General features: G+C 43.1%; 11 protein-coding genes. 10 read left to right on the plus strand and 1 reads right to left on the minus strand.

The window, feature by feature from the left end:
• The first annotated feature begins 697 nt into the window (after positions 1 to 697).
• From BET10_RS10080 to BET10_RS10095, 4 genes are read left to right on the plus strand one after another with little or no spacing between them, the layout of a single operon-like run.
• On the plus strand, positions 698 to 1,870 hold the full coding sequence (locus tag BET10_RS10080) for an efflux RND transporter periplasmic adaptor subunit (protein ID WP_070985419.1): 1,173 nt from the start codon (positions 698 to 700) through the stop codon (positions 1,868 to 1,870).
• Entirely contained in the window at positions 1,867 to 5,070 is a 3,204-nt protein-coding gene (locus BET10_RS10085; RefSeq protein WP_070985420.1) for an efflux RND transporter permease subunit, read from the plus strand. Before BET10_RS10080 ends, BET10_RS10085 begins: the two co-directional genes overlap by 4 nt.
• A complete protein-coding gene (locus tag BET10_RS10090; RefSeq protein WP_070985421.1) occupies positions 5,063 to 5,749 on the plus strand; it encodes a response regulator transcription factor in 687 nt (228 codons plus the stop codon). Before BET10_RS10085 ends, BET10_RS10090 begins: the two co-directional genes overlap by 8 nt.
• Positions 5,749 to 7,050, plus strand: a complete 1,302-nt coding sequence (locus BET10_RS10095) for a sensor histidine kinase (protein WP_070985422.1) — start codon at positions 5,749 to 5,751, stop codon at positions 7,048 to 7,050. The genes BET10_RS10090 and BET10_RS10095 overlap by 1 nt, the downstream gene beginning before the upstream one ends.
• Here the strand turns inward: BET10_RS10095 and BET10_RS10100 are convergent.
• On the minus strand, positions 7,047 to 7,880 hold the full coding sequence (locus BET10_RS10100) for a hypothetical protein (RefSeq protein WP_070985423.1): 834 nt from the start codon (positions 7,878 to 7,880) through the stop codon (positions 7,047 to 7,049). The two genes, BET10_RS10095 and BET10_RS10100, sit on opposite strands and share 4 nt — an antisense overlap.
• Positions 7,881 to 8,178: 298 nt before the next feature.
• On the opposite strand from BET10_RS10100, the gene BET10_RS10105 reads away from it, so the two are divergent.
• The 6 genes from BET10_RS10105 (at position 8,179) to BET10_RS10130 (ending at position 13,201) form a co-directional block, all read left to right on the plus strand.
• Positions 8,179 to 9,147, plus strand: a complete 969-nt coding sequence (locus BET10_RS10105) for an NAD(P)H-quinone oxidoreductase (protein ID WP_070985609.1) — start codon at positions 8,179 to 8,181, stop codon at positions 9,145 to 9,147.
• Between the two features lie 60 nt (positions 9,148 to 9,207).
• Entirely contained in the window at positions 9,208 to 9,876 is a 669-nt protein-coding gene (locus BET10_RS10110; protein ID WP_070985424.1) for a GntR family transcriptional regulator, read from the plus strand.
• 87 nt (positions 9,877 to 9,963) lie between these two features.
• Positions 9,964 to 11,046: a M24 family metallopeptidase gene (locus BET10_RS10115; RefSeq protein ID WP_070985425.1), complete on the plus strand. Its 1,083-nt coding sequence runs from the start codon at positions 9,964 to 9,966 to the stop codon at positions 11,044 to 11,046.
• A 14-nt stretch (positions 11,047 to 11,060) separates the two neighbouring features.
• Entirely contained in the window at positions 11,061 to 11,990 is a 930-nt protein-coding gene (gene lhpI / locus BET10_RS10120) for a bifunctional Delta(1)-pyrroline-2-carboxylate/Delta(1)-piperideine-2-carboxylate reductase (protein ID WP_070985426.1), read from the plus strand.
• Positions 11,990 to 12,376, plus strand: a complete 387-nt coding sequence (locus BET10_RS10125; protein WP_070985427.1) for a hypothetical protein — start codon at positions 11,990 to 11,992, stop codon at positions 12,374 to 12,376. The genes lhpI and BET10_RS10125 overlap by 1 nt, the downstream gene beginning before the upstream one ends.
• Positions 12,377 to 12,457: 81 nt before the next feature.
• Entirely contained in the window at positions 12,458 to 13,201 is a 744-nt protein-coding gene (locus tag BET10_RS10130) for a transporter substrate-binding domain-containing protein (RefSeq protein ID WP_070985428.1), read from the plus strand.
• Positions 13,202 to 13,221 lie beyond the last annotated feature (20 nt).

The following is a 13,221-nucleotide window of genomic DNA, read 5'->3' on the forward strand; positions in this document are numbered from 1 at the left end:
ATTATTCCTTATACACATATATTTTTGAGAAAAGCTCTTCAAACCAAGAGCGCTAAAAAGTTAACATATCAGTTATTAAAATAAAACATTTTGTTCCTTTTTTATTTACATTAAGCCTGTGAGTAAGTAGTTGATAAGCAATATATTGGGTAGACGGAGGTAAACTAGAAGCAAAGTATTGTGTATGGCTGACGGATCAAAGGGTGTTAATAAGCGTTGGGACGGTTTTATTTTATGCTAATAACTTGGTTAGTACAGTTTCCTCATGGCATGTTACAATAGAAAGCACCGAACGATAACACAATATCTTCACACTTAGGCTCAAACGGTACGGTCGCTACCTTATGTATAGTCTTTTGGAAATAATTTCTTTAGTGCTAATTTAATCACAGTACATCTTTTCTTTTATCGTCAATGGGTTGTCTAGGTTTAAGCCGTCACGTGTGTTTGTAATATAAACTTTGGCTTAGACTTAAAACTATTGTTGTTCCAGTATTAACCCTTTTGAATTCGTTTTAACCCCCTCTTAACCGCTTAAAGTTTAAACTGCCCGCATTCAGTTTTAAAGAAGCGCATTATGTGCAACGAATCAAATAGTTGTCATTTCTTAGATTTCATTCGCATTAGCGAAATAGGGGTTAAATCAGCATGTTTTCACAGCAATCATTCAATGTTGACTTGGGTTTAGGGCGTTATTATGAAGTTTAAATTATTAAGTGTCATGATGAGTGTGACGGCGTTTGCTTGTGTGTTCATTTACAACAAAGCGCACTGTGTGACAGACAAGCCAGAAGCGACGCAGCAAATAGTACAGCAACCCGTACTTAAGCAAGCAAACTTACCGCAAGTTGGGGTTATTAATGTTAACGTCGATACTTATCGGGCGAGCGTAACAGGGCTTGGTGAAGTAACACCGCGCTATAAGTTAAGCCTCACCAGTGACGTCAGTGGCAAAGTGGTTTCTTTGAGTGATAAATTCGCATCTGGGCAAATACTCAAAAAAGGCGACATATTAGCAAGGATTGAAGATAGCACTTATCAAATGCAACTGGCTCAAGCAAAGGCACAAGTAGCTCAGGCAGAGCTTGAATTAGCACAAGAGCAAAGGCAAGGGGAAGTCGCCTATCAAGAGTGGTTACTGGGCAAAGAAGGCGGCCAAAAAGCAACGCCACTTGTACTTAGAAAACCTCAGCTAGCCGCTGCAAAAGCAAATCTTGCTTATGCACAACAAACTCTCAAAAAGGCACAAGTAGCGCTTGATAACACGATCATTACAGCACCTTTTGATGCGCTTGTTGTAGCGCGTGACATCCACCTTGGCAGCTATTTAAGCGCCAATACCCGCATTGGAGTGCTATACGATATCGAACAGGTAGAAATTTCAATCCCGCTATCAGAGCGTCAATGGCAAGAGCTAAACGTTAAAATTAATGGCGAGTTAGAAAAAGATCTTTGGCCCGTTGGCGTTGAATTGGCTAACAATAACTTAGCACAATGGCATGGTTATGTTTCACGCATCGAAAGTCACATTGATACTCATACGCGTCAACGTTCAGTTATCGTCGTTGTTGAACAACCCCTTGCGCACAACGAGCCGCTTTTTGCGGGCAGCTTTGTCAAAGTCACGTTGCAAGGTGTACAAGACGAACTCGTTAAGCTTCCAGCGTCTGCCATATCGCAATCAGGCGATGTTTGGTTTGTTGACGAACAAGGGCAACTGCATAAACAAAGTGCCGACACAGTATTTTCACAAGATTCATCGGTGTATGTAAAGCCACTGGCAACACAGCCGTTAAAAATCGTGAAAAGACCTTTAAGTCATTTTGTTGAAGGCATGATGGTCAAAGCCGTTGATGAGGCGCGCTTATGAGCAATTTAAATAAACAATCGGGCATCATCGCTTGGTTCGCACACAACTCAGTCGCCGCCAATTTGCTGTTTATTGCTGTGATCCTCGTTGGTCTTTTATCGGTTAACAACTTACGCAAAGAGGCGTTCCCGAGCCTTGAACCTGACACAGTATCTGTGTCTGTTGTTTATGACAGTGGTGAGCCAGTTCAGGCTGAGCAGGGCGTTGCCATTAAAATTGAAAATGCGCTGCAGTCGGTTGGGGGGATAAAAAATATCACCTCTACCTCAAATGCCAATGGTGCGCATGTCAGCATAGAAATGCAAAGTGGCTATGATATTGACACGCTTTACCAAGACGTTAAAGCGCAGGTTGACGCTATCAATAATTTGCCACAGCGAGCAGAACCTGCCGTAATTACCAAAGCTAAACGTCAGGATCACGTGTTATGGGTGCAACTATATGGTGATGCAGACAGGCGAAGCTTAAACGACTGGGCTATTAAGTTAAAAGCACAATTGCTTGCAAAAAGCGATATTAAAGACGTACAGATCAAAGCCAAGATGCAAGCTATGATATCTGTAGAAGTCCAAGAGCAAACGCTACAAGCCTACGGCCTAACGCTCAAGCAAGTTGCTGAGGCTATCAACAAAGAATCTTCATACGCGATTGGCACAAGCCTAAGACACGAAGATAAATCGGTTCGCCTTAAGGTACTTGATCAAGCGTTTAAGGTGAGCGATTTTGAGTCAATCGTTATTAAGAGCTTTGCCTCAGGTGGTGCTATTGTATTAAAAGACATTGCAACCGTTACGCGCATTATTGAAGATGACAGTTTTGCTGTATCTCGCTACAACGGTAAAACCGCAGTAGCGCTAGAAATCGTTATGGATGACTTTGGTGATGTGGTCACTATGGTTGAGCAGGCAAAAGAGGTTGTCAGCGATTGGCAAAATTCGGCCATACTGCCTGAAAACATGCATATTGAAAGCTGGCTAGACAAAAGTACCCTGATCACCGAGCGCCTGTCTTTACTGATTAAAAATGCGCTTACGGGAATAGCACTGGTATTCATTGTACTAGCGCTTTTTTTGAACGTGAGAGTGGCACTTTGGGTTGCTATGGGCCTGCCATTTGTGTTTTGCGGTACGCTATTCTTTATGACCGAAAGCTTCGCTGGCCTCACACTCAACGAAATGACCACATTTGGTTTTATTATGGCGTTGGGTATTGTGGTAGATGATGCGGTAGTCGTTGGTGAAAGCATCTATCACACCCGAGCGCAATACGGCGATAGCCATGACAATACCATTTTGGGCACACAAAAAGTCGCTGCGGCCACCATCTTTGGCGTGTTAACCACAGTGGTAGCATTTGTTGCGTTGAGTAATGTCCAAGGTCGCTTAGGGCAGGTGTATGCGCAGTTTGGTACGGTTGTAGCGATTGCCTTACTGCTATCACTTGTTGAGTCAAAGCTGATACTCCCTTCACACCTGACGCATATTAATACGCGTAAACAAGCCCTATCACAGGGTTGGTGGGCAAAGATCAGTGCATGTGCAGATAATAGTCTTAACTATTTTAACGAGCACCTCTATCAAAAAGGCTTAGCTTATGCGTTAAATCACAAAGCGAAAGTAATCGTGGTATTTATCACGCTCATGATAGGTGTAATTTCATTACCATTTACTGGGCAAGTACGTGTGGCATTTTTCCCCGAAGTGCCGGGAGATACGGTCAGTGCGGATATCACTTTATATAATGACGCAAGTTTTGGTCAAACTCATAAAAACTTACTGATTTTAGAAGAGTTAGCGATTTATAGCGATAATATGCTGCGCAATAAATATGACCAAGGCAACGAAACCGAGCGCAGTTTTATCTCAAGCATACAAGTATTGGCTGAGAGTGATACGCAAGGCACTGTGACCATTGAACTGGACAAAAATAGTCCTTACAGCGCGTACGAATTTGCAGATATGTGGCGTCAGTCAGCAGGTACGCTTGAGGGGGTTAAAAAGACCAAAGTACTCGCTAAAAGAGGAATGATTGATAACTTCAAGGTGCTTTTAAAGTCATCCAATAGTGAAGCGCTGAAGAATGCGGGTAATGCGTTGTTAGAAGAGGTGAAAAGTCATCAAGGCGTCAGTGGTGTTGACCATAATCTAGACTTAGGAGAACCTCAGTATTACTTTGAACTAACCGACTATGGTAGAGCGCTGGGCCTTGATAGTGCAGAGCTATCCAAGCAAGTATTACAGAACTTTGGTGGCGATATCGTGCAGCGCTTCCAACGTGGTGAAGATGAGATCAAAGTGCGAGTGCGCTACCCAAAAGCACAAAGACAAACACTCGCTGATGTCCTCAAAGCTTATATCACAACACCCAGTGGCGTGCGGATGCCGCTCAGTGATGTTGCTAAGGTGACAAGTCAGTATCAAAGTGCCGAAATAAAGCGAACCAATGGACAAAGGTCGGTGTTCATCAGTGCGGTACTCGATAAATCCACGATCGCACCCCATGAATTGATCAAGCAACTGCGCGACACGTCATTAGTTCAGTTGGCATCACGCTACCCAGGTGTGAACTTTGAGTTTGCAGGTGAGGCGCAACAGCAGCAAGAAACGGGCAGTTCGATGGTACATATGTTTGTTCTTGCACTGGTGGCGATATTTGCACTACTGGCGATTCCGTTGAAATCATACTTGCAGCCCTTGGTTATCATGAGTGCAATTCCATTTGGTGTGGTCGGCGCTATCTTAGGGCATTGGATCAACGGTCTGACTCTTAGCATACTGTCACTTAACGGTATCTTGGCGCTAAGTGGCGTGGTTGTAAACGACAGCCTACTGTTAGTGAATCGCTATAATCAGTTGAAAAAAGAGGGGGCGTTATCAATTAAGGAAGCTGTTAGTGTGGCCGCACACTCCAGGCTTCGTGCCATATTGCTGACCTCAATCACGACTTTTGCAGGCCTATTGCCACTTTTAAGTGAAACATCTTTGCAGGCGCAGTTTTTGATCCCCGCAGCAGCGGCATTGGGTTACGGTATTTTATTCGCATCATTAATTACATTATTTCTGACGCCAACTCTATTATTAATACTGGAACAAACGAAAAATGCACTTAGAAATCAAAAGCGAAGTGGCGTAGTTTTAAAAAAGCTAAAACATGTAACTTTGGAGAGCACAGGCCAAGCAAAAGGTATACACCATGAATAATACACAGCTAAGTGTTTTACTCGTTGAAGATGACAGAGATCTTGGCGCAGCGATTGTGGATTACTTCGCGTTAGAGCAGCTTTATTGCGATCATGCCAGCGACGGCGCACTGGCTATCAACTTAATTGAAAGGCATCACTATGATGTCATCATCTTGGATTTGAACCTGCCGCGCGTTAACGGCTTGGCAGTGTGCGAGCAAATACGCCATAAAGGGGTTGATACGCCGGTGCTTATGCTCACTGCAAGGGATACGTTAGAAGATAAGCTAGCGGGGTTTGAAAAAGGCGCAGATGATTACTTAATCAAACCATTTGCCATGGCAGAGCTAGTAGTAAGAACCCAAGTTTTGGCCAAACGTAAAAGTGGTCAGGCTAAGCGCTTAACGGTAGAAGACTTACATTTGGATGTAAAATGCCAGGAAGTACACAGAGGGGATGAACTACTCAGTTTGTCTCCTATTGCTACCAAGATACTGGAGTTTTTAATGCGTGAGAGTCCTAACGTAGTTTCACGACGAAGGCTGATAGAGGCGATATGGGCCGATGATCCCCCCGATAGCAATAGCCTCAAGGTGCATATGTTTTATATAAGAAAGCAAGTTGATGCGAATCATAAAGTTAAGCTTGTCCATACGGTTGGTGGAAAAGGCTTTGCCATAAAGAAAATGGGCGTTTGATGAAGATCAGGATCAGTTTACGAATTTACGTTTTGGTAGCCATGCTGCTCAGTGGAGTGAGCTGTATCGTGCTGTTGTCGACACTGAGTATGTACTATTTTTCGACGGGGATGGATGTGGCAATGCGGGGCATTATGTATTCACAGGCAAAACAGCTGAAGGTCAGTGGGGAAGAATCGCTTAGTGGCGTTACAAAACCATGGAGTGAAGAGGCGCTGCTAAGTCAGCAATTTATTATCAAGCAGCGATGGGAGGATATGCCAAAGCCGATACGTGAACATATAAATGAGGCTGACATGGAACTTAACGAATTGAACAAACATATGGTTGGGGGAGGTTGGTTTTCACCGCCCGTTGAAGGGTATTTCGCAATCAAGGTGCAAAATAAAACTCAGACTCTTTATGTAGCCACCATATTTAGTTCTCAAGATAAAACTTTATTAGAACCCCCTAAAACTCCGCACTTTGTGATAATTATCGCCACAGCCATTGCTGCTATCACCGTGTTTGTGATTGTGCTGTTTTTAGTGCTAAGAAAAGTTACTCGACCGGTCGAGCGCTTAAAAAGCTGGGCAGGGCAATTAGATGAGTCAAAGTTAGAACAACCTGTGCCTGAATTTAACTTTAGTGAGCTGAACACTCTAGCGAAGCTGATAGTTGAGAGTATGTGCACTGTAAAAAAAAGTGTTGAGCGAGAAAAGCGCTTTTTGGCCTATGCCAGCCACGAATTGCGCACCCCCATAGCCGTGTCACGAAGTAACGCAGAGTTATTAGAGAAAATGCTAACCTGTGACTTGTCAAAAGAAAAGCTACTCGTATGTGTAAATAGAATGCAACGTGCCACGCTCACTATGTCTTCGCTAATGGATACATTGCTGTGGCTAAACCGTGATGCTATGAGCAAAGTGCCAACTACCGAGGTATCTTTGTCGCGGTTATTACAAGAACTCACAGCTGAGCTCAAATATTTGCTCAATGATAAGCCCGTTACCGTTGTGACTAAAACGGGTGAGGGAGTATTTTCCTTACCAGAGACGGTATGCAGGATAATATTGAGTAACATTATCAGAAATGCGTTTGTTCATACCAATGAAGGACAAGTTAATATTGTACAAAATGCTATGCAAGTGACGATAAGCAATGAAGATAAGGCACCGCAACTGAATAGCAATGAGCTAGGGTTTGGTCTTGGACTTGAGTTAACACAAAGACTGACCTCCCAGTATCAGTGGCACTACCAAAGTGAAGACAATGGTCATGGGCGTACAGTGACTGTTATTTTTTGCAATCAAGCAGTTTAAAACCTCAACCTGTTAAGTTGCGCTTGCGTGATCACAGGAAAGTCTTGGCGCATCGCATAGGTGTTAAAAAGACTAGAAAAAATAGCGCTTTTTGACAGTTTATCTAGGGTCGTTAGAAATTGCTTGGCGGTGTGATTAGCTTGTTTGCAGCATTGTTGATATTGCTTGATAAGTTGTGCAATCGACGTGTAAGGACCCGTTTGCTGCTTCAAAGCAAGCTCTGCTTCAATAAAAAATGCAGTACCGCTCCAATAGACTCTTTGCTGTGCGCCAAGCTGCCACATGTCATTGGCCACTTCACTAAGTGGCCCCTTAATTGAGTAACTCTGTAGGCGGCCTCTTTTAAGCCCAGCTCTCAAGCGTTGCTTGAATTCACTATAATTAATAATTCCGTTGTCCAACATAATAATATTCTGCAAATAAGTAGCCAGCCCTTCACTGAGCCAAAAATACTCATAATCAAATAGCGGGTGATAAAGGTGTGATAGCTCATGATAAAGTGTCCAATCTTTAATCAACGCAGACTCGCTTGCATAGCGATGAAAGTGAAGTTCGATACCATCAAGCCTGCCTCGTTTCACACTCGCCCAAGGAACAGGCTCAATGGCAAAATATCGTGGCTGCAGAAAGACTGGCAGCACAGGCTGTTTTAACGTCCCGAGTGTTTTGAAGGTACTTTTGAGGCCATTGTCTAGCCAGCTCTGTACTTTTTTCTGATGGGACTCACTTAGGCTTGACAGGTTTGTGTATTGAACCTCAACAGCTTGCGTTGAATTTGCAAGCAACAAAGCCAAGCCAAGCAGAGATTTAGATAAAGTAGGTGTGCGCATAAGCGATGATTCCTGTGTCGTTATGCAATAGTAGACCGTTAAAATAAAAAACCATTACATAAAAGCGACATTAAGCAGATCTAGTTTTGTTCATAAGTTTGATAGATTTTGAGCATAGTGGGGCCTCTAGCTCACGATAATAACCGAAGTGGAAAGCCTCTATTGCTCAACAAAGATAAAACATCAAGACAAACAACATACCTAGCGCTAGGCTCTAGGTATGTTGTAGCATCATAAATGCATTACATCTGTAACCTTAGGAACAGGATAAATGGTAAATCAGCAACATCAAGCAACAATGAACTACATCACTTACGATAAATCTGGACAGTTGAGCATTGCGCAAACGGACATTCCGACACCTCAAAAACATGAGGTGTTAATTAAAGTCGCTGCTTTTGGCATCAACCGTGCCGATTTACTGCAAAAGCAAGGTAAATATCCAGCGCCGGATGGAGATAGCGCTATTTTGGGGTTGGAAGCGGCGGGCACTGTTGTGGGCTGTGGAGACCCTCAATTTCAAGGGGTGCTTAACAAACGGGTGTTTGCGCTTACAGCCGGTGGTGCATACGCGGAATATGTGTGTATTGATGCACTGCAGTTGTTTGAAATACCAGATGAAGTTAGTTTTGAGACTGCTGCCAGCCTTGCTGAGGTCTATTTAACGGCATTTGACGCAGCGATTAGATTAGGCGGCTTACAAAAAGCGCAGACGCTGCTTATCCACGGTGGTGCATCGGGCGTTGGCAGCGCCGCTATCAGAATAGCTAAGGCCGTGGGGGCAAAAGTTGTGACGACGCAAAGCACTGAGCAAAAATGTCAGTACGCCCGCCAGTTAGGGGCTGATTTGGCAATCAACTACACTCAGGATGACTTTGTACAGGTGATGAAAGCGCAAGGGTTAACGGCCAATGTGATCATTGATCCTGTTGCAGGAGACTATACAAGTAAGAATGTAAAAGTGGCGGCTATGGATTGCCATTGTATTAATTTGGCGATGCTAGGTGGACGTCACGTAGAGCTTGATATGGCGCAAATTCTAGCGAAGCGCTTTAATTTGCATGGCTCTACGCTGCGTAACAGAAACCAAGAGTATAAGCGGGAACTTGTGAATGCGTTTAAAAAACAATTCGCTAGCAGCATCTTTTCAAAAAATATGGCCATTCCGATCTATAAAACGGTTGCATTGAGCGAAATTGAATTGGCACATGCAATTTTGCACAAAAATGAGAACTTAGGTAAGGTGGTAGCGAAGGTGTCGTTGTAAATATGGCGATAATCAATAATGTATGTATAATGTATGCTAAATGCAATTTGAGAGAATGTTATGGGCATCGAGCATAAAACACGTACGCAATTGGTTGCTGAAGCAATTAGAGAAAAGATTTTATCTGGCGAAATCAAAGCGGGTGAACCGTTGCGTCAAGCCGCACTAGCCGATGAACTCAATGTTAGCCGTATTCCGGTACGAGAAGCGCTTTTGCAATTAGAATCAGAAGGGCTGGTAAACTTCGAAGCGCATAAAGGTGCTACAGCAACGCAATTAAGTGCGGAGCAAATCGATGAAATATTCGACCTTCGTGCGTTATTAGAAGCTGAGCTACTGAGCCACTCAATAGCAAACCTAACACCAAGAGATTTGCTCGAGGCCGAGGCGATACTGTTTGATCTCGAAGAGGCCACAGCCGCTGGTGATACCGAATCTGCGACCGGTAAGCTCAACGCACAGTTTCACTCTAAGCTCTACAGCAAAGCGCAGCGCCCGCAAACTGCTGAGCTAGTTGATGTATACAGTAAAAACTCCGAGCGCTATGTACGTATGCATATTTTGTTAGCTGGTGGCATAAATACCGCACCAGAAGAGCACCGAACATTGCTAGAGCTTTGTAAAAATAAAGACGTAGAACAAGCGTGTGGATTTTTGAAAAAGCACATCACGGGTGCCAAAGACGACATCAAACAGCTATTAATAAAAATGGAACAGAACCACAAATAGCACCTAAATGTGAATATTTAATATTGTATGCAATTTTGTTTTACGTTATGTTATTGCTCAATTATTAGAGCAATAACAATTAATGCTATGAACGCTATCTACCTTCACCGACAACATCAAATCAAGCAACAGCTTAAATTACAACAGATTGATAATCTTTTGGTTTTCGGCTTTGAGAATATTCGCTACCTCAGCGGCTTCAGTGGCAATGCCGCGTACCTATTAATCACCTCGACGAGTAATTACCTGATCACGGATTATCGATACTATGAACGCGCTAAAAGTGAGGCGCACCACTGTGAAGTGATTTGTCGAGATAGAGACACACAAACGCTTGGTGAGTGTATCAAAGGGCTATTGCCTTCGGGTTTAACAGGGTTTGATGCAGCCTATATAACTGTGCCCGTTTGGCAGGAAATCCACTCTCAGTTACAACATGTGCAAATAACTCCTATTCAAGGGCTTATAGAAGCGCAGCGCGCAATTAAAGACGAATGGGAAATAAACAGTATCAAAAAAGCAGCGGCAATAGCGGATATCGCATTAGCGGATATGCTAAAACTGGTATCTCTGGGCGTGACTGAAAAGGAACTGGCAACTGAGCTTGATTATAAAATGAAAAAGCTCGGCTCAGACGGAGTCAGCTTCGACACAATATTGTTGTTCGCAAAGCGCAGTGCTTTACCACATGGTAAACCAGGAGATACCAAGCTCAATCATCAAGATTTAGTGTTGATAGACTTTGGCGCGGTAGTAAATGGCTACCGCAGTGATATGACAAGAACCTTTGTGTTTGGCGAGCCAACTAAGCAGCAACAACATATGTACGATACCGTCTTATGTGCTCAGCAGGCTGCGCTTGCAAATGTGAAACAAGGGGTTAGCTGCCACCACTTAAATCACTGCTCAGAAGAAGTATTGTTTGCTGAAGGCTATCAAGATTATGCAGGTAAGGGCTTGGGTCATGGTCTAGGTCTATTTCTTCACGAAGTACCGTTTATTAACAGCAAAACTGACTATACATTGCGTGCTGGGAACATCATTACCATTGAACCCGGCGTGTATTTACCAGATCTTGGTGGCGTGCGTATTGAAGACGATATTCTTGTAACCGAATCAGGCTTTGAGTATCTCACTCATGCACCGAAATCATTTGTTTTACCTAGTTAATAAGGAAGTCTAATATGCTAGTTATTTCACCAGAACAAGTACATCAAACGCTTAGCTTTGAAAGTGTGATCGATGAACTACAAAAAGGTTTTGCAAAACCAGCAGGTACGCCCCCACGTAACGTATATTCACTAACCGAGTCATCAGCTGATGCCTTTGCGGTTTTACCTGCGTGGAATGACGAATATATCGGGGTTAAGGCATTTACATACTTTCCTAACAACGCTAGCAATGGATATGAGAGTTTATATTCAAAGATAATACTGTTTGAACGCGCCCATGGAGTACCGCTTGCGTTAGTTGATGGTACCAGTGTTACGCTTTGGCGCACGGCGTCGGTTTCGGCTCTAGCAAGCAAGTACCTGTCACGAACAAACGCCAAGCACCTAGTATTTTTTGGCACCGGCAATTTAGCGCCGTATATGATCAAGGCGCACCTTGCTGTAAGAGATCTAAATCAGGTGACTGTTATCGCAAGAAATACAAATAAAGCGGCACAGCTTATAGATGAACTTCGCCCGCTGTACCCTAATGTTAAGTTTGCGATTGGTACGTCAAATCAAAGTACCATTGCCGATGCGGATATCGTCAGTTGTGCAACAGGTTCTCACACGCCATTGTTTGAAGGTAGTTGGCTAAAAGAAGGGGCGCATGTGGATCTAATTGGCAACCATCATGCTGATTGCTCTGAATGCGATATCACCACGATAACGCGCGGATCTGTGTTTGTTGACAGTAAAGTGAATGTACTCAAAGAAGCCGGTGAACTGATTATTCCCATGGAAGAAGGGTTATTCACAAAAAGTGACGTGATAGCACAGCTTAGCGAGATGCATGATATGACGTGGCAGCGTCAAAATGAAGAAATCACGGTATTTAAATCTGTGGGCATGGCCTTGAGTGACTTAATAACAGCATCTTTGGTATACAGGCTAAACAGCTAATGGTGGTGTTATTGATATTAGTGGCTTTGAGCATCGTTGTTATATTTACGGCGCTTGCTCAAAGTAAAAAGAAAAGGCTATGGCGCCAAGTGCAGGTTGAGAGACTGACCAAAGTGAAGCAACACACAGCAGGGCCAATAGAGATGCTTAGCGCTTCAAGCCTGTTAGTAGAGTTTACCTTTGATAACAAAAAATATAGTTGTCAGACAGCGTTTAAACAGTCACTTTATGACTCGTTTTGTGCTAACAAGGCCACCTATATTTTTATCGATCCTGAGAATCCGTCACAATGTTTAGACAATACATTTGAGAAATCGCGTTATGTTAAGTTGTGGGGGATTTCGACTCTACTGGTGATCATTTGTAGTGCTCTTAGCTATTTATAATGTTGGTTAGAGTTGCGCTACGTCCACTTTGGGTTACGCTAAGAGGTAAGCATATAATTTATTTTCAGCAAAACCCATATTATGAAAATCCTCATCGTGCTCATCGTCTTATCTATTACGCAAGCGGCATTTGCAGCACAAAGCGAAATCACACAGTTGCGCATATGTTTTTCAAGATGGTGGCCCTATAATTTCACCGAAGCAGGTGAAGTCAAAGGAATGCAGGTCGATATTCTGAAGAGCGCGTTCAAAAACACAGATGTAGCTTTAACCTTCACGGAATTACCCTTTAAACGCTGCAAAGACTACGTAAAATTAGGTAAGTATGATTTTGTCTTAGACATAGATGAGTCTGACAACTTAAACATGATTAATTATTCGATCTCTTCATGGCAGTTGGCGTTTGCTGTCGCCCAAAATCAGCAATTAAAATCTATTAAAGACACGCAAAACTTGCAGGAATTTAGAGTTATATTGGCGCAGGAGTATGACTACCCCAATGACGTTTATGAGAAACTAACACAGCTCAATGCAGATATTGTTAGACGCTCTTATTACGAGGCGTCGGACGAAGATGCAAAGGCTTTGTTCAGCATTTTGAAAACGTCACATGTTGAGGCGTTGTTGGTCGATAGGTATTGGGCAAAACAGATTGTCAGTAGGTTTAAACTTCCGGTATATGTATTTGACGAACCGCTTCACATTGAGCCTCAATACATAGGTTATAATGCACAACATAGTGCTGATAAGGCGCTGTTACTGGAAAAACAATTACATGCGCTAAGTACTCAGCAATTAAGCCAAATTAGAAATCGCTATCGATAGCGCACAGGGCTTAAAAGGAT

Source organism: Pseudoalteromonas amylolytica (assembly GCF_001854605.1).
Classification (GTDB): Bacteria; Pseudomonadota; Gammaproteobacteria; order Enterobacterales; family Alteromonadaceae; genus Pseudoalteromonas; species Pseudoalteromonas amylolytica.